Annotated in this window: 18 protein-coding genes; 15 read left to right on the top strand and 3 right to left on the bottom strand. The window is 70.7% G+C overall.

Annotation, left to right across the window (positions count from 1 at the left end; all coding sequences use genetic code 11):
* Positions 1 to 18: 18 nt before the first annotated feature.
* Entirely contained in the window at positions 19 to 840 is an 822-nt protein-coding gene (locus ACIQVL_RS24575; RefSeq protein ID WP_403429614.1) for a peptidylprolyl isomerase, read from the bottom strand.
* A 178-nt stretch (positions 841 to 1018) separates the two neighbouring features.
* On the opposite strand from ACIQVL_RS24575, the gene ACIQVL_RS24580 reads away from it, so the two are divergent.
* A complete protein-coding gene (locus ACIQVL_RS24580; protein WP_403429616.1) occupies positions 1019 to 1726 on the top strand; it encodes an MBL fold metallo-hydrolase in 708 nt (235 codons plus the stop codon).
* 13 nt (positions 1727 to 1739) lie between these two features.
* The gene (gene hisS / locus ACIQVL_RS24585; protein ID WP_403429617.1) at positions 1740 to 3002 is read left to right on the top strand and encodes a histidine--tRNA ligase; all 1263 of its coding nucleotides are present in this window, start codon (positions 1740 to 1742) and stop codon (positions 3000 to 3002) included.
* Between the two features lie 39 nt (positions 3003 to 3041).
* On the opposite strand, the gene ACIQVL_RS24590 is transcribed toward hisS, so the two are convergent.
* Positions 3042 to 3317 carry a hypothetical protein gene (locus ACIQVL_RS24590; protein WP_403476354.1) on the bottom strand — a complete coding sequence of 92 codons (276 nt, stop codon included), beginning with the start codon at positions 3315 to 3317 and terminating at the stop codon, positions 3042 to 3044.
* A gap of 243 nt (positions 3318 to 3560) precedes the next feature.
* Here ACIQVL_RS24590 and ACIQVL_RS24595 point away from each other — a divergent pair, with 243 nt between their 5' ends.
* The 3 genes from ACIQVL_RS24595 to rpsD all read left to right on the top strand — a co-directional run bounded on the left by ACIQVL_RS24595 (position 3561) and on the right by rpsD (position 6556).
* Positions 3561 to 4217, top strand: coding sequence for a vitamin K epoxide reductase family protein (locus ACIQVL_RS24595; protein ID WP_403429621.1), 657 nt, complete (start codon positions 3561 to 3563; stop codon positions 4215 to 4217).
* A gap of 59 nt (positions 4218 to 4276) precedes the next feature.
* Positions 4277 to 5632 carry a replication-associated recombination protein A gene (locus ACIQVL_RS24600; protein WP_403476355.1) on the top strand — a complete coding sequence of 452 codons (1356 nt, stop codon included), beginning with the start codon at positions 4277 to 4279 and terminating at the stop codon, positions 5630 to 5632.
* Between the two features lie 309 nt (positions 5633 to 5941).
* The gene (gene rpsD / locus ACIQVL_RS24605) at positions 5942 to 6556 is read left to right on the top strand and encodes a 30S ribosomal protein S4 (RefSeq protein WP_046726586.1); all 615 of its coding nucleotides are present in this window, start codon (positions 5942 to 5944) and stop codon (positions 6554 to 6556) included.
* Positions 6557 to 6583: 27 nt separating this feature from the next.
* Here the strand turns inward: rpsD and ACIQVL_RS24610 are convergent, their stop codons facing one another.
* Positions 6584 to 8749 carry an ATP-binding protein gene (locus ACIQVL_RS24610; protein ID WP_403476356.1) on the bottom strand — a complete coding sequence of 722 codons (2166 nt, stop codon included), beginning with the start codon at positions 8747 to 8749 and terminating at the stop codon, positions 6584 to 6586.
* A 196-nt stretch (positions 8750 to 8945) separates the two neighbouring features.
* Here ACIQVL_RS24610 and ACIQVL_RS24615 point away from each other — a divergent pair, with 196 nt between their 5' ends.
* The 10 genes from ACIQVL_RS24615 (at position 8946) to ACIQVL_RS24660 (ending at position 19452) form a co-directional block, all read left to right on the top strand.
* Complete coding sequence (locus ACIQVL_RS24615; RefSeq protein WP_403429818.1) at positions 8946 to 9386, top strand: DUF948 domain-containing protein; 441 nt, start codon at positions 8946 to 8948, stop codon at positions 9384 to 9386.
* 12 nt (positions 9387 to 9398) lie between these two features.
* A complete protein-coding gene (locus tag ACIQVL_RS24620) occupies positions 9399 to 9746 on the top strand; it encodes a hypothetical protein (RefSeq protein ID WP_403429626.1) in 348 nt (115 codons plus the stop codon).
* The gene (gene alaS, locus ACIQVL_RS24625) at positions 9746 to 12418 is read left to right on the top strand and encodes an alanine--tRNA ligase (RefSeq protein ID WP_403476357.1); all 2673 of its coding nucleotides are present in this window, start codon (positions 9746 to 9748) and stop codon (positions 12416 to 12418) included. Before ACIQVL_RS24620 ends, alaS begins: the two co-directional genes overlap by 1 nt.
* Before the next feature lie 14 nt (positions 12419 to 12432).
* Positions 12433 to 12897, top strand: a complete 465-nt coding sequence (gene ruvX / locus ACIQVL_RS24630; protein ID WP_403429630.1) for a Holliday junction resolvase RuvX — start codon at positions 12433 to 12435, stop codon at positions 12895 to 12897.
* A gap of 123 nt (positions 12898 to 13020) precedes the next feature.
* Positions 13021 to 14733, top strand: a complete 1713-nt coding sequence (gene mltG, locus ACIQVL_RS24635; RefSeq protein WP_403476358.1) for an endolytic transglycosylase MltG — start codon at positions 13021 to 13023, stop codon at positions 14731 to 14733.
* On the top strand, positions 14714 to 15553 hold the full coding sequence (locus ACIQVL_RS24640) for a shikimate dehydrogenase (protein ID WP_403429634.1): 840 nt from the start codon (positions 14714 to 14716) through the stop codon (positions 15551 to 15553). Before mltG ends, ACIQVL_RS24640 begins: the two co-directional genes overlap by 20 nt.
* A 165-nt stretch (positions 15554 to 15718) precedes the next feature.
* On the top strand, positions 15719 to 16903 hold the full coding sequence (aroC, locus tag ACIQVL_RS24645; RefSeq protein ID WP_403476359.1) for a chorismate synthase: 1185 nt from the start codon (positions 15719 to 15721) through the stop codon (positions 16901 to 16903).
* A gap of 35 nt (positions 16904 to 16938) precedes the next feature.
* The gene (locus ACIQVL_RS24650) at positions 16939 to 17421 is read left to right on the top strand and encodes a shikimate kinase (protein ID WP_403429820.1); all 483 of its coding nucleotides are present in this window, start codon (positions 16939 to 16941) and stop codon (positions 17419 to 17421) included.
* Positions 17418 to 18509 carry a 3-dehydroquinate synthase gene (aroB, locus tag ACIQVL_RS24655; RefSeq protein WP_403476360.1) on the top strand — a complete coding sequence of 364 codons (1092 nt, stop codon included), beginning with the start codon at positions 17418 to 17420 and terminating at the stop codon, positions 18507 to 18509. The genes ACIQVL_RS24650 and aroB overlap by 4 nt, the downstream gene beginning before the upstream one ends.
* Before the next feature lie 142 nt (positions 18510 to 18651).
* A complete protein-coding gene (locus ACIQVL_RS24660) occupies positions 18652 to 19452 on the top strand; it encodes a Pro-rich N-terminal domain-containing protein (protein ID WP_403476361.1) in 801 nt (266 codons plus the stop codon).
* Positions 19453 to 19701 lie beyond the last annotated feature (249 nt).

Consider the following 19701-nt stretch of genomic DNA (forward strand, 5'->3'; position numbering starts at 1 on the left):
AAATTTCGCAGTTCGTGGTCAGGATTTCGTGACCGTGGCCTTGTTGATCACGACCGTCGCGTTCGGGGCTCCGTCGCCCTGACCGGTGTTCTCACCGGCGGCGGCGATCTTCTTGAGGATCTTCATCCCGGCCGCGTCGACCGTGCCGAACGGGGTGTAGCTGGCCGGCAACTGGCTGTCCTGGTACACCAGGAAGAACTGGCTGCCACCGGTGTGCTTCTGGCCCGTGTTGGCCATCGCGACGGTCCCCGCCGGGTAGACACCGCCCTTCAGGCTCGCGTCCTTCAGGTTCTCGTCAGGGATCGTGTACCCGGGACCGCCGCTTCCGGTACCCGTCGGGTCACCGCACTGCAGCACGTAGATGCCGTTGGTGGTGAGCCGGTGGCACTTGGTGTGGTCGAAGTAGCCCTTCGACGCGAGGAAGTCGAACGAGTTGACGGTGTGCGGGGCCGCCGACGTCTTCAGTGCGATGCCGATGTCGCCGCAGGTCGTCGCCAGCGTCATCGTGTACTTCGCCGACGTGTCGATCGTCGTCGCCGGCTCCTTCTTCCAGCTCAGCTTCGCCACCTTGCCGGCGGCGGGCTTCTCGCACGGGTCCGGTGCCTTGCTGGCACTGGGCGTGGCGCTGGGCGTCGTCTCCGAGCTGGCGTTCGCCTTGTCGTCGTGCTTCAGCGCACCGGTCGTGTACAGCGCGACACTGCCGATCACGATCACGCCGAGCACCGACGCGATCACGGAGTTGCGCATGCGTGTCTTGCGTCGTGCGCTGGTACGCCGCTGCTGCTGCCGCAAGAACTTCTCCCGGGCGAGCTGACGCCGCCGCTGCTCCTGGCTGACCACCGGGTTCTCTCCTCATGCGTGTCGTATGTCGACCGGTACGCGTGCGTCCTGTGCGCTGTGTGAGCCGACCACTGCGTGTAGCCCCGTACCGTATATGGGTTCGCTGAGGAAACGGCAGCGCCGGTAGGCTCTGGACCACAGCTTGCAGCCACCCGAACCGACACAACGAAGGACGATCGTGCTCATTGCCGGGTTCCCCGCCGGGGCCTGGGGGACGAACTGTTATCTCGTCGCCCCCGCCGCCGGTGAGGAGTGCGTGATCATCGACCCCGGCCACCAGGCCGCCGAAGGCGTCGAGGAAGCGCTGAGGAAGCATCGGCTCAGGCCCGTCGCCGTCGTTCTCACCCACGGCCACATCGACCACGTGGCCTCGGTCGTCCCCGTCTGCGGAGCGCACGACGTACCGGCCTGGATCCACCCCGAGGACCGGTACATGATGAGTGACCCCGAGAAGGCGCTGGGCCGGTCCATCGGCATGCCGCTGATGGGCGAGCTGACCGTGGGGGAGCCCGACGACGTCCTCGAACTGACCGACGGCGCGAAGCTGGAGCTGGCCGGACTCGAACTCTCCGTCGCGCACGCGCCGGGCCATACCAAGGGGTCGGTGACCTTCCAGATGCCGGAGACGGCCGAGATCCCCTCGGTCTTCTTCTCGGGCGATCTGCTCTTCGCCGGCTCCATCGGACGCACGGACCTGCCGGGCGGCTCCATGGACGACATGCTGGCCTCGCTGGCCCGTGTCTGCCTGCCGCTCGACGACTCCACCGTGGTGCTGTCCGGCCACGGCCCCCAGACGACCATCGGCCAGGAGCGCGCCACCAACGCCTACTTGCGGCAGGTGGCCGCCGGCCAGGGAGCGCAGGACGCTCCCCGACGAGGAATGTGACGAGAGACCTTCCGTGAGCACCTTTCAGGCACCCAAGGGCACGTACGACCTGATCCCGCCCCGTTCCGCGAAGTTCCTCGCGGTGCGCGAGGCGATCGCGACTCCGCTGCGCAACTCCGGCTACGGCTACATCGAGACCCCCGGCTTCGAGAACGTCGAGCTGTTCGCACGCGGCGTCGGTGAGTCGACGGACATCGTGACCAAGGAGATGTACGCCTTCGAGACCAAGGGCGGGGACAGGCTGGCCCTGCGGCCGGAGGGAACCGCCTCGGTTCTGCGCGCCGCCCTTGAGGCGAACCTGCACCGGCAGGGCAACCTCCCCGTGAAGCTGTGGTACTCGGGCTCCTACTACCGGTACGAGCAGCCGCAGGCCGGCCGCTACCGCCACTTCTCGCAGGTCGGTGCCGAGGCGATCGGTGCCGAGGACCCGGCCCTGGACGCCGAGCTGATCATCCTGGCCGACCAGGCGTACCGCTCGCTGGGATTGCGCGACTTCCGCATCCTGCTCAACAGCCTGGGCGACAAGGAGTGCCGCCCGGTGTACCGCGCAGCGCTCCAGGACTTCCTGCGCGGCCTGGACCTGGACGAGGACACGCTGCGCCGTGCGGAGATCAACCCGCTCCGCGTCCTGGACGACAAGCGTGATTCGGTCCAGAAGCAGCTCGGCGACGCCCCTCTCCTGCGGGACTACCTCTGCGACGCCTGCAAGGCGTACCACGAGGAGGTCCGCGAGCTGATCACGGCGGCGGGCGTCGCCTTCGAGGACGACCCGAAGCTGGTCCGCGGGCTGGACTACTACACCCGCACGACCTTCGAGTTCGTCCACGACGGCCTGGGTTCCCAGTCCGCGGTGGGCGGCGGTGGCCGCTACGACGGCCTCTCCGAGATGATCGGCGGCCCCGCGCTGCCGTCCGTCGGCTGGGCCCTGGGCGTCGACCGCACGGTGCTGGCGCTGGAGGCCGAGGGTGTCGAACTCGACATCCCGTCCGCCACCAGCGTCTTCGCGGTACCGCTCGGCGAGGAGGCGCGGCGCGTCCTCTTCGCGAAGGTCACGGAGCTGCGCAAGGTCGGCATCGCGGCGGACTTCTCCTACGGCGCCAAGGGGCTCAAGGGCGCCATGAAGAACGCAAACCGCAGCGGCGCCCGCTTCGCGATCGTCGCCGGCGAGCGGGACCTCGCCGAGGGCGTCGTCCAGCTGAAGGACATGGAGTCCGGCGAGCAGTCGGCGGTGGGCGTGAACGAGATCGTGGCGGAGCTGGAGTCGAGGCTCGGCTAGCCGGCCGGGCAGTCGGCACCCTTGCCGTCGGCCGGTCAACTAGCTGAAGAACCAGCGAAGTTGGCCGGCCCCCGGGTCGTCGAGGCGCCGCCGGCCGTCCGAGAGGGGCCTGATCCGGCCGTCCGCCTCGGCCTCCGGACCGGCCAGGGTGATCACCTGCTCCGGGTCGCGCGGCCCCGGGCGATCGTGCGCGCGGTGCCGTACCGCCTCGCGAAGGGTCAACCCGGCGGGCGCCGATTCGTCCGGCCGGACGAATCCCGGTCGGGACTCCTGCGCGCGCGTGCCCGACGCCGGGTCCGCGCCCAGGACCGACACCCCGGCTCCGGTTCCCCTGGACGACCTCCACGGGTGTGCTCCTGCCCGCCGGCCGGGCCCGAGGGGCCACCCCGAGTTCGTATCCGTGTGCTGTCATGCCTCCGAGCACCGGCCGGAACCGAGCTTTCCGGCCCGGCCGTGCGTACTTCCTTATGTCCACCGAACGGTGGACGGGGCGCCTCGTGCGGCACAATGGCCCCTGCCCGAAGAAGTTCCAACTCTCAAACAGACGGAATCGGCGTGATGAGCAAGACGACAGTCAAGGACGTCTCCACCGAGCCCGAGCCCGAGCACGCCTCCACGGCACCGCGCACGGAGGGCGGCAGTCTCGCCTTCGCGCTGCTGCTGATCATCACCGGCGCCGCCGGCCTGCTGGCCGCCTGGGTCATCACGATCGACAAGTTCAAGCTCCTGGAAGCCAAGGTCGAGGGCAAGACGTTCACCCCCGGGTGCAGCCTCAACCCGGTCGTCTCCTGCGGCAGCGTCATGGAGTCCAAGCAGGCCGCCGCCTTCGGCTTCCCGAACCCGATGCTCGGCCTGGTCTGCTACGGCATCGTCATCTGCGTCGGCATGAGCCTGCTGGGCCGCGCCCGCTTCCCGCGCTGGTACTGGCTGACCTTCAACTTCGGCACCCTCTTCGGCGTCGCATTCTGCACCTGGCTGCAGTTCCAGTCCCTGTACCGGATCAACGCGCTGTGCCTGTGGTGCTCGCTGGCCTGGGTCGCCACGATCACCATGTTCTGGTACGTGACCTCCTTCAACATCCGCAAGGGCTTCCTGCCGACGCCGAACTGGCTGAAGTCGTTCTTCGGCGAGTTCACCTGGGTGCTGCCGGTCCTGCACATCGGCATCATCGGCATGCTGATCCTGACCCGCTGGTGGGACTTCTGGACCAGCTGACGACCGGGGCCGCCGACGGCCCGGACCGGATTGTCAGTGCCGTGACTTAGGGTTTCAGCGTGGAACCCGACCTGTTCACCGCCGCCGCAGAAGAACGCCAGGAGAAGGACCCCACCGGGAGCCCCCTGGCGGTGCGGATGCGCCCGCGCACCCTCGACGAGGTGGTGGGCCAGCAGCACCTGCTCAAGCCGGGATCCCCGCTGCGCAGACTGGTCGGCGCGGGCTCCGGCGGCCCGGCGGGACCTTCGTCCGTGGTCCTCTGGGGGCCGCCCGGCACCGGCAAGACCACCCTCGCGTACGTCGTCTCCAAGGCGACCGACAAGCGGTTCGTGGAGCTCTCCGCGATCACCGCCGGCGTCAAGGAGGTCCGCGCGGTCATCGACGGCGCCCGCCGCGCCACCGGCGGCTACGGCAAGGAGACCGTCCTCTTCCTGGACGAGATCCACCGCTTCAGCAAGGCCCAGCAGGACTCCCTGCTCCCGGCCGTCGAGAACCGCTGGGTCACCCTGATCGCCGCGACCACCGAGAACCCGTACTTCTCGGTGATCTCCCCCCTCCTGTCCCGCTCCCTGCTCCTCACCCTCGAACCGCTCACCGACGACGACCTCCGGGGCCTGGTGCGCCGGGCCCTCACCGACGAGCGGGGCCTCAAGGAGGCCGTCGCCCTCCCCGAGGACACCGAGGAGCACCTGCTGCGCATCGCCGGCGGCGACGCCCGCCGCGCCCTGACCGCCCTGGAGGCCGCCGCCGGGGCCGCCCTCGACAAGGGCGAGACGGAGATCGGCCTGGGGACCCTGGAGGAGGTCGTCGACCGGGCCGCGGTGAAGTACGACCGTGACGGCGACCAGCACTACGACGTCGCCAGCGCCCTCATCAAGTCCATCAGGGGCTCGGACGTCGACGCGGCCCTGCACTACCTGGCCCGCATGATCGAGGCCGGCGAGGACCCCCGCTTCATCGCCCGCCGCCTGATGATCTCGGCGAGCGAGGACATCGGCCTCGCCGACCCGAACGCCCTGCCCATAGCGGTGGCCGCCGCCCAGGCCGTCGCCATGATCGGCTTCCCCGAGGCCGCCCTCACCCTCAGCCACGCCACCATCGCCCTCGCCCTGGCCCCCAAGTCCAACTCCGCGACCATGGCGATCGGCGCCGCCCTGGAGGACGTCCGCAAGGGCCTGGCCGGACAGGTGCCCCCGCACCTGCGCGACGGGCACTACAAGGGCGCCGCCAAGCTCGGGCACGCGCAGGGGTACGTGTACCCGCACGACCTGCCCGAGGGCATCGCCGAGCAGCAGTACGCCCCGGACACCGTCCGGGACCGCGAGTACTACACCCCGACCCGGCACGGCGCCGAGGCGCGGTACGCCGACGCCGTCGAGTGGACCAGGAAGCACCTCGGTCGCAGGCGGTCCTGAGCAGCCTGTAGACTTCCCCGAGCGCCGAGTCCCGCGCAGTCAGAGCGGGACAACCGGCCGGAACCCCCGTCAGGGGGATCCAGGAGCGTCGCGCACCGTCGATCGGTGTCGCGGGCAGCCCACCACCATCCGTCGGGTCACAGACGACGGGACCGGTCGGTGGGCCACTCGCGTGCTGCACGTATGTGCCCAGACCAGGGGAGCGGCTGCCCACCAGACCCGGCAACGGGATCCGGAGGGTTTCCCCGGCTGCGGATTGCGACCTCCCTCAACCCTGACAAGCCGAATATCAGAAGGAAGAAAGAGACAGTGGCGAACCAGTCCCGCCCCAAGGTCAAGAAGTCGCGTGCCCTCGGCATCGCGCTGACCCCGAAGGCCGTCAAGTACTTCGAGGCCCGCCCCTACCCGCCGGGTGAGCACGGCCGCGGCCGCAAGCAGAACTCGGACTACAAGGTCCGTCTGCTGGAGAAGCAGCGTCTGCGCGCGCAGTACGACATCTCCGAGCGTCAGCTGGTCCGCGCCTACGAGCGTGCCTCCAAGGTGCAGGGCAAGACCGGTGAGGCCCTCATCGTCGAGCTCGAGCGCCGCCTCGACGCGCTGGTCCTGCGTTCGGGCATCGCCCGCACGATCTACCAGGCCCGCCAGATGGTCGTCCACGGCCACATCCAGGTCAACGGCCAGAAGACCGACAAGCCGTCCTTCCGGGTCCGTCCGGACGACGTCGTGCAGGTCCGCGACCGTTCCAAGGACAAGACGCTCTTCCAGGTCGCCCGCGAGGGCGGTTTCGCCCCCGACGGCGAGACCCCCCGCTACCTGCAGGTGAACCTCAAGGCCCTGGCGTTCCGCCTGGACCGCGAGCCGAACCGCAAGGAAGTTCCGGTCATCTGCGACGAGCAGCTCGTCGTCGAGTACTACGCCCGCTGATCACCGGCCGGGTGTAGCACCTCAGCGTCAGCCCGTCGTCTCCCCGCCCTTCCTGGTGGGCGAGGCGGCGGGCTTCCGCATGTCGGTACCGTCCCGCCGCTGCCGCACCGGCCCGCGCGGCGCGGGCAGCGCGTCCAGCGGACGCCCGCCGAAGTACTCCAGCGCCCGGGCCACCGCCGTCTCCCGGTCCAGCAACGCCCCCTGCCGTACGCACTCCGTGTACCGCTCGTCGCCCAGCGCCCGCCGGGCCGTCGCCTCGCACAGCTCGTGCGGGGCGTTGTAGTGCGCCGAGCCGAACAGCGGCAGGCCCACCGAGGGCCACATCCGCCCGGCCGCGCCCTGCAGCACCGCCGCCTCCGCCGGGTCGCCCTGCGCCACCGTCACCAGGGCGAGGAGCTCGATCGACAGAACCGAGCCGAGCAGGTCCCGGAAACCGTGGGCGTGGCCCAGGCAGTCGGTCAGCAGCTCCCGGGCCGCCGCGTGGTCGCCGTCCTGCCAGGCCGTGTACGCCAGCACGTACAGCGCGTACGAGCGGGCCCAGCGCTCGCCGTGGTCCTCGCACACCTGGCGTACGTCCTCGCACAGCCGTACCGCCTCCGCGAGATCGCCGCGGAACGCCCTGGTCATCGCCAGTTCGACCTGCCCCATCAGGACATTGCTGTTGAGCTCGCCGATCTCCTGGTAGCGGCCGAGGGCCGAACGCAGCAGCGTCTCCGCGCGCGCCATGTCGTCCGTGACCAGCGCCAGACAGCCGGTCCGGTGCTCCGCGTACGCGACCGCCGTCGGGTCGGCGGCCAGCTCGGCCTCCGCACGGCACTCCTGGAGCGCGGCGAGGGCGGGCACCGCGTCGCCCTGGAGGATCGCGACGTAGCCCAGCACCCACAGCGCCTTCAGCCGGGACTGCGGATACTCCGAGTCCAGCTCCAGACTCCGCTCCAGCCAGCGCCGCCCCTCCGACAGCCGCCCGCAGCCCGCCCAGCAGAACCACAGCGAGCCCGCCAGGTACTGGCCCAGATGCGCCTCGTCCGGCTCGGTCAGGCAATGGTCCAGGGACGCCCGCAGATTCGGCAGCTCGGCCTCGACCCGCGCGGCCACCTCGGCCTGCCGCGGCGAGAACCACTCCAGCTCGCACCAGGTCGCCAGCCCCATGAACCAGTCCCGGTGCCGGCGCCGCAGCCGCCCCGCGTCCCCGGTCGCCGCCAGCCAGTCCGCGCCGTACGCCCGTACGGTGTCGAGCATCCGGTAGCGCACGCCCGACCCCGTCTCCGCCCGGGAGACCACCGACTGGGCGAGCAGCTCCGCCAGCACGTCCAGCACCTCCTCGGCCGCCAGCCCGTCCCCGCTGCACACGTACTCCGCGGCCTCCAGGTCGAAGGAGCCCGCGAACACCGACAGCCGGGCCCACAGCAACCGCTCCGCGGGCGTGCACAGTTCGTGGCTCCAGCCGATCGCGGTACGCAGCGTCCGGTGCCGGGGGAGCGCGTCCTGCCCGCCGCCGGTCAGCAGCCGGAACCGGTCGTCGAGCCGTGCCAGCAACTGACCGGGCGACAGCGCCCGCAGCCGCCCCGCGGCCAGCTCGACCGCCAGCGGGATCCCGTCCAGGCGCCGGCACACCTCCCGCACCTCCGCGCAGTCCCGCACCTGGAGCCCCTGCCGCCCGGCGCGCTCGGCGAACAGCTCCACCGCCTCGTCCTCGCCGAGCGGCCCCAGCGGGAACAGCCGCTCACCCGCCACCCCGAGCGGCCGCCGGCCCACCGCCAGCACGGCCAGGTCCGGCAGCTGCCGCAGCAGCCCGGCCGCCAGCTCCGCGCAGGCGCCGACCAGATGCTCGACCCCGTCGAGCAGCAGCAGGATCCGGCGGCCGGCCAGCTGATCGACGAGCGTCTCGCGCGGCAGCCGGGTGGTGTGATCGGTCAGCCCGAGCGCCTCCACGACCGCGTAGTCCACGAACTCCGGATCGCGCACCGGTGCCAGGTCCACCCGCCAGACCCCGTCCCGGGGCGCCGCGCCGGCCGCCGCCTGTGCCGCCAGCCGGGACTTGCCGACCCCGCCGGCCCCGGTCACCGTCACCAGCCGGCCGGACTCCAGGACCCGGGACAGCTCGCCGAGTTCGGCCGAGCGGCCCACGAAGGCGGTCAGTTCCAGGGGCAGATTGCCGTCCGCCGAAGGGCCGGGGCGCTGAGGACCTCGCATGGGACACGGAGCGTACTTAAGCGTGTTCGATCCGTACAATCGCTTCCCGCAACTCCGCCTTCCGCACGCGGTAATCCGGTACGGACCGCGAGCCCCGGCGCGATAGGCTCGGTGCAGACTTTTCGAGGTAGATCCACGTTGTAGTAGATCCACGTTGTAGTAGATCCACGTGGTCCAGGCACGAGACAGGGAGCGGGTGCGCGCGGTGTCCGGTGGAGAGGTGGCCGGGATCCTGGTGGCCGTCTTCTGGGCGATCCTGGTCTCCTTCCTCGCGGTGGCACTCGTGAGGCTGGCCCAGACGCTCAAGGCGACCACCAAGCTCGTGGCGGACGTGACCGACCAGGCCGTCCCGCTGCTCGCCGACGCCTCCGCGGCCGTACGCTCCGCGCAGACCCAGATCGACCGGGTCGACGCGATCGCCTCCGACGTCCAGGAGGTCACGTCCAACGCCTCCGCGCTGTCCACCACGGTCGCCTCCACCTTCGGCGGCCCGCTGGTCAAGGTCGCGGCCTTCGGCTACGGCGTGCGCCGGGCGCTGGCCGGCCGCAAGGCGGACGTGCCCGTGAAGGAGCCCGGGCGTACGGTGATCGTGGGCCGGACGGTCCCGGCCGCCCGGCGGAAGAACCGGGGAAAGTAGGAGCCAGGCCATATGTTCCGCCGTACGTTCTGGTTCACCACCGGTGTCGCCGCCGGAGTGTGGGCCACCACCAAGGTCAACCGCAAGCTGAAGCAGCTGACTCCCGAGAGCCTCGCCGCCACGGCCGCGAACAAGGCCGTGGAGACCGGGCACCGGATCAAGGACCGGGCGATCGGCTTCGCGCTCGACGTCCGCGACAACATGGCTCAGCGGGAGGAGGAACTGGGCGACGCGCTCGGTATCAACGCGGACCCCGAACTCCCCGCACCCCGGCGGTTCGCCGCCATCGAGAACCGCAGCAACCCGAAGTACGCCGATGACAGGACGACGTACTCGTACAACCGGAATGAGGACCACTGATGGAGTCGGCCGAGATTCGCCGCCGCTGGCTGAGCTTCTACGAGGAGCGCGGGCACACCGTCGTCCCTTCGGCGTCGCTCATCGCGGACGACCCGACTCTGCTCCTCGTCCCGGCCGGCATGGTGCCCTTCAAGCCCTACTTCCTCGGTGAGGTCAAGCCGCCGTGGGCGCGCGCCACCAGCGTGCAGAAGTGCGTGCGCACCCCGGACATCGAAGAGGTCGGCAAGACCACCCGGCACGGCACCTTCTTCCAGATGTGCGGCAACTTCTCCTTCGGCGACTACTTCAAGGAAGGCGCCATCAAGTACGCCTGGGAGCTGCTCACCAGCCCCCAGGACAAGGGCGGTTACGGCCTTGAGCCGGAGAAGCTCTGGATCACCGTCTACAAGGACGACGACGAGGCCGAGCGCATCTGGCACGACGTCATCGGCGTGCCCAAGGAGCGCATCCAGCGCCTCGGCATGAAGGACAACTACTGGTCCATGGGCGTCCCCGGCCCGTGCGGCCCGTGTTCCGAGATCAACTACGACCGCGGCCCCGAGTTCGGCGTCGAGGGCGGCCCCGCCGTCAACGACGAGCGGTACGTGGAGATCTGGAACCTGGTCTTCATGCAGTACGAGCGCGGCGAGGGCATCGGCAAGGACAACTTCGAGATCCTCGGCGAGCTGCCCAGCAAGAACATCGACACGGGCCTCGGCCTGGAGCGCCTCGCCATGATTCTGCAGGGCGTGCAGAACATGTACGAGATCGACACCTCGATGGCCGTCATCAAGAAGGCCACCGAGCTGACCGGCGTCCACTACGGCGAGGCCCACGCCTCGGACGTCTCGCTGCGGGTCGTCACCGACCACATGCGCACCTCGGTCATGCTCATCGGCGACGGCGTCACCCCCGGCAACGAGGGCCGCGGTTACGTGCTGCGCCGCATCATGCGCCGCGCCATCCGCAACATGCGGCTGCTCGGCGCCACCGGCCCGGTCGTGCTCGACCTGATCGACACCGTGATCGCGATGATGGGCCAGCAGTACCCGGAGCTGGTCACCGACCGCGAGCGCATCGAGAAGGTCGCCGTCGCCGAGGAGAACGCCTTCCTCAAGACGCTGAAGGCCGGCACGAACATCCTCGACACCGCCGTCACCGAGACCAAGGAGTCCGGCGGCAAGGTCCTCGCCGGCGACAAGGCGTTCCTGCTCCACGACACCTGGGGCTTCCCGATCGACCTCACCCTCGAGATGGCCGCCGAACAGGGCCTCTCGGTGGACGAGGACGGCTTCCGTCGCCTGATGAAGGAGCAGCGGGAGCGCGCCAAGGCCGACGCCCAGGCCAAGAAGACCGGGCACGCCGGCGCCGGCGCCTACCGCGAGATCGCCGACAAGACCGGCGAGACCGACTTCATCGGTTACAGCGACACCGAGGGCGAGACCACCATCGTCGGCATCCTCGTCGACGGCGTCTCCTCCCCGGCCGCCGGCGAGGGCGACGAGGTCGAGATCGTCCTGGACCGCACCCCGTTCTACGCCGAGGGCGGCGGCCAGATCGGCGACACCGGCCGGATCAAGGTCGACTCCGGTGCCGTCATCGAGATCCGCGACACCCAGAAGCCGGTCCCGGGCGTCTACGTCCACAAGGGCGTCGTCCAGGTCGGCGAGGTCACCGTCGGTGCCAAGGCCCACGCCTCGATCGACTCCCGGCGCCGGACCGCCATCGCCCGCGCCCACTCGGCCACCCACCTCACCCACCAGGCGCTGCGCGACGCCCTCGGCCCGACGGCCGCCCAGGCCGGTTCCGAGAACCAGCCCGGCCGCTTCCGCTTCGACTTCGGCTCCCCGTCCGCCGTTCCGACGGCCGTGATGACCGACGTCGAGCAGAAGATCAACGAGGTGCTCGCCCGCGATCTCGACGTCCGCGCCGACATCATGGGCATCGACGAGGCCAAGAAGCAGGGCGCCATCGCCGAGTTCGGCGAGAAGTACGGCGAGCGGGTCCGCGTGGTGACCATCGGCGACTTCTCCAAGGAGCTGTGCGGCGGCACCCACGTCCACAACACCTCCCAGCTGGGCCTGGTGAAGCTGCTGGGCGAGTCCTCGATCGGCTCGGGGGTACGTCGTATCGAGGCTCTCGTCGGCGTCGACGCCTACAACTTCCTGGCCCGTGAGCACACGGTCGTCGCCCAGCTCCAGGAGCTGATCAAGGGCCGTCCGGAGGAGCTGCCGGAGAAGGTCTCCGCCATGCTCGGCAAGCTGAAGGACGCCGAGAAGGAGATCGAGAAGTTCCGCGCGGAGAAGGTGCTGCAGGCCGCCGGCGGTCTCGTCGACTCCGCCAAGGACGTCCGCGGCATCGCCGTCGTCACCGGCCAGGTCCCGGACGGCACCACCCCGGACGACCTGCGCAAGCTGGTCCTGGACGTGCGCGGCCGCATCCAGGGCGGACGGGCCGCGGTCGTGGCCCTCTTCACGGTCAACAACGGCAAGCCGCTCACGGTCATCGCCACCAACGACGCCGCCCGTGACCGCGGCCTCAAGGCCGGTGACCTGGTCCGCACCGCCGCCAAGTCGCTCGGCGGCGGCGGTGGCGGCAAGCCGGACGTCGCCCAGGGCGGCGGCCAGAACCCGGCCGCGGTCGGCGAGGCCATCGACGCCGTCGAACGTCTCGTGACCGAGACCGCCAAGTAAGGAAACGGTCGGAAATGCGCAGAGGACGTCGACTCGCGATCGACGTCGGGGACGCCCGGATCGGGGTCGCCTCGTGCGACCCCGACGGGATCCTCGCCACCCCGGTCGAGACGGTCCCCGGCCGGGACGTCCCGGCGGCCCATCGCAGGCTGCGGCAACTGGTCGAGGAGTACGAACCCGTCGAGGTCGTCGTCGGACTCCCGCGGTCCCTGAAGGGGGGCGAGGGCCCGGCCGCCGTCAAGGTCCGGGCCTTCGCGCAGGAGCTGGCGAAGGGCGTCAAGCCGGTGCCGGTCCGGTTGGTCGACGAGCGGATGACGACCGTGACGGCCAGTCAGGGGCTACGGGCCTCGGGGGTGAAGTCCAAGAAGGGGCGTTCGGTCATCGACCAGGCCGCCGCTGTGATCATCCTCCAGCAGGCGCTGGAATCCGAACGGGTGTCAGGTAAACCACCCGGCGAGGGCGTCGAAGTAGTCATCTGATCGCGATACGGTAACGTTCCGCGCGATGCGATGGTTTTCGAACAGCCACCGCACAGCAAGAGGCGGAACGGTCGGCCGGCCCACCAGCCGCGTGACGCGCCGCCTCGCGGCTCTAGGGGATCGATGACTGAGTATGGCCGGGGCCCAGGCTCCGAACCGTGGCACCCGGAGGACCCGTTGTACGGGGACGACGGGTGGGGAGGACAGCAGGCCCACGTGGGTCAGCAGTCCCCCTACGGCGGCCAGCCGCAGCACTACCCGCAGCAGTCGCAGCAGGAGCAGTACGGCGACTGGGGCCAGCACCCGCAGGGCGGGTACGACCAGCAGCAGTACGCGTACTACGACGAGCAGGGCCAACTCCACTACGCCGACGGGCACGGCCAGCAGCAGTACGACCAGCAGCAGTACGTCGGCCACGCCCCGCAGCAGTACCACCAGGGCACCTGGGACGCTACCGGCACCCACGGCCACGTCCCCTACGCCGCCGACCCGGGCGACCCCTACGGCCAGCAGCCCGTGGCCTACGGTGCCGAGCAGCCCGACTTCTACGGCACCGAGGACGCCTACCCGCCCCCGGAGCCGCCCGGCCGCCGGCGCCCCGAGCCGGAACCGCAGCCCGCTGTCGAGGAGGAGGAAGAGGAGCAGCACCCCTTCTTCACGGGCGCCGACGACGATGACGACGACGGGGACGACGACCCGAAAGGGCGCCGCGGTGGTGGCCGCGGCAAGGACGCCAAAGGCGGCAAGGGCGCCAAGAAGCGCCGCAGCGGCTGCGCCTGCCTGGTGGTCTGCCTGGTCTTCGGCGGTGGCGCGGCCACCGTCGGCTACTTCGGCTGGCACTTCTACCAAAATCGTTTCGGCGCGGCTCCGGACTACGCGGGCAGCGGCAACAGCGAGACCGTGACCGTCCAGATCCCCAAGGGCGCGGGCGGCTACGACATCGGCCGGAGGCTGAAGGAAGCCGGTGTCGTCAAGAGCGTCGACGCGTTCGTCCACGCGCAGACACAGAACTCCAAGGGCAACACGATCCAGGCGGGTGCCTACACCCTCAAGAAGGAGATGTCCGCCGCGAGCTGCGTGCTGCTGATGCTCGACCCGAAGAGCCAGGCGAATGTGGTGGTCACCCCGGGCGAGCGCGCGGCGGCCGTCTATGTGTCCCTGGACAAGAAGCTCGGCCTTTCCGCCGGCTCCTCCAAGAAGATCGCCAAGGCCGAGTACAAGAACCTCGGCCTGCCGAGCTACGCGAACACCAACAGCAAGATCATGGACCCGCTGGAAGGATTCCTCTACCCGGGTACCTATCCCGCGGCCAAGGGCATGAAGCCTGACGCGATCCTGAAACAGATGGTCGCCGCGGCCAAGGAGCAGTACGCCGGCTACGACCTGGAGGCGGAGGCCAAGAAGTACGATCTGGACAGCCCGCTGCAGGTCATCACGGTCGCGAGCCTCGTCCAGGCCGAAGGAAAGACGCACGACGACTTCCGCAAGATGGCGGAAGTGATCTACAACCGTCTCAAGTCCACGAACACCGAGACGAACCAGTTGCTGCAATTCGACTCGACCTTCAACTACCTGAAGGGCACCAGCAACATCCATATCAGCGAGTCGGAGATCAACAGCAACAGGGACCCCTACAACACGTACACCCAGAAGGGGCTTCCGCCCGGTCCGATCGGCAACCCCGGCGAGGAAGCGTTGAAGGCGGCACTGAATCCGACCGACGACGGCTGGATCTATTTCGTGGCGACCGACGGCCAGAACAACACCGAATTCGCCAAGACCTACGCGGAATTCCAGCAGCTCAAGGAAAAATTCAATGCCAACTCGGGCAACTGACGCCCGCCGTGCCGCCGTGCTCGGTAAGCCCATCGCCCACTCCCTCTCCCCGGTGCTGCACCGGGCCGCGTACGACGAACTCGGTCTCACCGACTGGTCGTACGAGCGCTTCGAGGTCGACGAGGCCGCACTGCCCGGCTTCCTCGGGACGCTGGGACCGGAGTGGGCGGGGCTGTCGCTGACCATGCCGCTGAAGCGGGCGGTCATCCCGCTGGTCGACGAGATCAGCGAGACGGCCGCCTCGGTGGACGCGGTCAACACCGTCGTCTTCACCGAGGACGGACGCCGTCTGGGCGACAACACCGACATCCCGGGCATGGTCGCCGCGCTCCGCGAGCACGGCATCGAACAGGTCGGCTCCGCCGCGATCCTCGGCGCCGGCGCCACCGCCTCCTCCGCCCTGGCCGCCCTGGCCCGGATCTGCACCGGCGAGGTCGTCGCCTACGTCCGCAGCGAGGAGCGCGCCGCCGAGATGCGGCACTGGGGCGAGCGGCTCGACGTCGAGGTCCGCACCGCCGACTGGGCCGACGCCGAGCAGGCCCTGCACGCCCCGCTGGTGATCGCCACCACCCCCGCCGGCACCACCGACGCCCTGGCCACCGCCGTACCGGAGCGCCCCACCACCCTCTTCGACGTCCTCTACCATCCCTGGCCCACCGCGCTGGCCGCCCGCTGGTCGATGTTCGGAGGCGCCGTCGTCAGCGGCCTCGACCTCCTGGTGCACCAGGCCGTGCTGCAGGTCGAACAGATGACCGGCCGCGCCCCGGCGCCGCTCGACGCCATGCGGCGGGCCGGGGAGAAGGCGCTCGCAGAGCGCTGACCTGACGGATCCGCGTCCGACTGCTGGACCGGGCGCCGGGTCCAGGGCCCGGACGTGGGAGGATCGGACATGACGGACCGGGCCCGCGCACCCGGTCGGCCGTCGCCGTACGCGAGGACGCGCGTACGCAGGGCAGTACCAGAGCGCGAGCACTGAGGAGCATCGTTGAGCAGGCTGCGTTGGCTGACCGCGGGGGAGTCCCACGGTCCCGCACTTGTCGCGACGCTGGAGGGCCTTCCCGCCGGCGTGCCGATCACGACCGAGATGGTCGCCGACCACCTGGCACGGCGGCGGCTCGGTTATGGCCGCGGTGCGCGCATGAAGTTCGAACTGGACGAGGTCACCTTCCTGGGTGGCGTCCGGCACGGTCTCACCATCGGCTCCCCGGTCGCGATCATGGTGGGCAACACCGAGTGGCCCAAGTGGGAGCAGGTCATGGCGGCCGACCCGGTCGACCCCGAGATCCTCGCCGGACTCGCCCGCAACGCCCCGCTGACCCGGCCCCGCCCCGGCCACGCGGACCTCGCCGGCATGCAGAAGTACGGCTTCGACGAGGCCCGGCCGGTCCTGGAGCGGGCCTCCGCCCGGGAGACCGCGGCCCGCGTGGCGCTCGGCGCCGTCGCCCGGTCGTACCTGAAGGCGACGGCGGGCATCGAGATCGTCTCGCACGTCGTCGAGCTGTGCTCCGTGAAGGCCCCGGCCGGCACCTACCCCACCCCGGCCGACGTCGAGAAGCTGGACGCCGACCCGCTGCGCTGCCTGGACGCGGACACGTCCAAGGCGATGGTCGCGGAGGTCGACCAGGCGCACAAGGACGGCGACACGCTCGGCGGAGTGGTGGAGGTGCTGGCGTACGGCGTCCCGGTGGGCCTGGGCTCGCACGTGCACTGGGACCGCAAGCTGGATGCCCGGCTCGCCGGGGCCCTGATGGGCATCCAGGCGATCAAGGGCGTCGAGATCGGCGACGGCTTCGAGCTGGCCCGGGTGCCCGGCTCCCAGGCCCACGACGAGATCGTGGGCACGCCGGAGGGCATCCGCCGGGTCTCCGGCCGGGCCGGCGGCACCGAGGGCGGCCTCTCCACCGGCGAGCTGCTGCGGGTGCGGGCCGCGATGAAGCCGATCGCGACCGTGCCGCGGGCCCTGCAGACCGTGGACGTGGCGACCGGCGAGGCCACCCAGGCCCATCACCAGCGTTCGGACGTGTCGGCGGTGCCGGCGGCCGGGATCGTGGCCGAGGCGATGGTGGCGCTCGTCCTGGCGGACGCGGTCGCTGAGAAGTTCGGCGGTGACTCGGTCCCCGAGACCCGCCGGAACGTCCGGTCGTACCTCGAGAACCTGGCCATCCGGTGACCAGCAGCGCACCGAGGGTGGTGCTGGTCGGGCCGATGGGCGTGGGCAAGTCCACGGTCGGGCAGCTGCTGGCCGAACGGCTCGGCGTCGGCTACCGGGACACCGACGAGGACATCGTCGGCGCCGAGGGCCGCGCCATCGCCGACATCTTCGTGGCCGAGGGCGAGCCGGCCTTCCGGGCCATCGAGAAGCGGGCGGTACGGGTGGCGCTGGACGAGCACGAGGGTGTCCTCGCACTCGGCGGGGGCTCGATCCTCGACGCGGAGACGCGCGGTCTGCTCGCCGGCCGCACGGTGGTCTACCTCTCGATGGACGTCGAGGAGGCCGTCAAGCGCACCGGCCTGAACGCGGCCCGGCCGCTGCTCGCCATCAACCCGCGCAAGCAGTGGCGCGAGCTGATGGAGGCGCGACGGCACCTGTACGAGGAGGTCGCCACGGCCGTCGTGGCGACCGACGGCCGTACGCCCGAAGAGGTCACCCAAGCAGCCCTGGACGCACTGGAGTTGAAGGAAGCATGAGCGAGGCAGTCACCCGGATCCAGGTCGGCGGCACGGCGGGCACCGAGCCGTACGAGGTCCTGGTGGGCCGTCAGCTCCTGGGCGAGCTGGGCGGGTTGATCGGGGACAGGGCCAAGCGGGTGGCCGTGATCCACCCCGAGGCGCTCGCCGAGACCGGCGACGCGCTCCGCGCCGACCTGGCCGGGCAGGGCTTCGAGGCCGTCGCCATCCAGGTGCCCAACGCGGAGGAGGCCAAGACCGCCGAGGTCGCCGCCTACTGCTGGAAGGCGCTCGGCCAGTCCGGCTTCACCCGCACCGACGTCGTCGTCGGCGTGGGCGGCGGTTCGACCACGGACCTCGCGGGGTTCGTGGCCGCCACCTGGCTGCGGGGCGTTCGCTGGATCGCCATCCCCACCACCGTCCTCGCGATGGTGGACGCCGCGGTCGGCGGCAAGACCGGCATCAACACCGCCGAGGGCAAGAACCTGGTCGGCGCCTTCCACCCCCCGGCGGGCGTCCTCTGCGACCTGGCCGCTCTCGACTCGCTCCCGGTCAACGACTACGTCTCCGGGCTCGCCGAGATCATCAAGGCCGGCTTCATCGCCGACCCGGTGATCCTCGAGCTCATCGAGTCCGACCCCGAGGCGGCGCGCACCCCGGCCGGCCCGCACACGGCCGAGCTGATCGAGCGCTCCATCCGGGTGAAGGCGGAGGTCGTCTCCTGCGACCTCAAGGAATCGGGCCTGCGCGAGATCCTCAACTACGGCCACACGCTCGGCCACGCCATCGAGAAGAACGAGCGCTACAAGTGGCGGCACGGCGCCGCGGTCGCCGTCGGCATGCACTTCGCCGCCGAACTGGGCCGGCTGGCCGGCCGCCTGGACGACGCGACGGCCGACCGCCACCGTACGGTCCTGGAGTCCGTCGGTCTCCCGCTGCACTACCGCTACGACCAGTGGCCCAAGCTGGTCGAGACCATGAAGGTCGACAAGAAGTCCCGCGGCGACCTGCTCCGGTTCATCGTCCTGGACGGCCTCGCCAAGCCGACCGTCCTGGAGGGCCCGGACCCGGCCGTGCTGCTCGCCGCCTACGGCGAGGTCGGGCAGTAGGTCCGCGACTGTTCCTTCCGCCCGGTTCGCCTCCCGGCACGGGCACTTCGGACCGCCCCCGGCCGTTTCACCAAACGACCACCGGGGGCGGTACCGTTCGGTAACGAGCGCAGCCGCACATGACGAGACGGAGTGGCACCGGATGCAGCACGCAGTGGGATCTCCGCTGCCGCCGCCCCATCAGCCGGGGCAGGGACCGACCGGCTGGCAGCCGGCCGCACAGCACCCGGGAGCGCCGCACGGCCCCGCGCCCGTACCGCCGCCACCGGCCGCGCCCCCGCAGCCGCCACTGCCCCCCGACACCACGGGTCACGTCCCGCTCCCGCCGGGCGCCCCCGTGGGCATGCCGAGCGCTCCTCCCGCCGCCACGGTCCCCGACCCGACCACCACCACCCTGGCCGTCCTCCTGATCGGCCCCGCCGGTGCGGGCAAGACCAGCGTGGCCAAGTACTGGGCCGACCACCGCCGGGTCCCCACCGCCCACATCAGCCTCGACGACGTCCGCGAGTGGGTCCGCTCCGGCTTCGCCGACCCGCAGTCCGGGTGGAACGACCACTCCGAGGCCCAGTACCGCCTGGCCCGCCGCACCTGCGGCTTCGCCGCGCGCAACTTCCTCGCCAACGGCATCTCGTGCATCCTCGACGACGCGGTCTTCCCGGACCGCCCGGTCGTCGGCCTCGGCGGCTGGAAGCGACACGTCGGCCCCGGCCTCCTCCCGGTCGTCCTGCTCCCCGGCCTCGACATCGTCCTGGAACGCAACGCGGAACGCACGGGCAACCGCCGCCTCACCGACGAGGAGGTGGCCCGCATCCACGGCCGCATGGCCGGCTGGTACGGCTCCGGCCTCCCCATCATCGACAACTCACAACTCGACGTCCCCACCACAGCAAGAGTCCTGGACGACGTCCTCTCCCGAGCCATAGCAAGCCCCCCGACCTGGTAGCCGAGGTCCCCCCCCACCTCCTCAGAGCCACGCACAACTACCCGAATCCCCCCACCGGCTCGCGGCCGACGAACGGCCTGTGGCCTGAGGGGCGCGGGGAACTGCGCGAATCGCCCCACGGGCCTGCGGTCGAGGGACGGCCGGTGCTCTCAGGGGCGCGGGGAACTGCGCGAATCGCCCCACGGGCCTGCGGTCGAGGGACGGCCGGTGCTCTCAGGGGCGCGGGGAACTGCGCGAATCGCCCCACCG

Origin of the sequence: Streptomyces sp. NPDC090499, from assembly GCF_044769305.1 — a bacterium.
Taxonomy (GTDB): domain Bacteria; phylum Actinomycetota; class Actinomycetes; order Streptomycetales; family Streptomycetaceae; genus Streptomyces.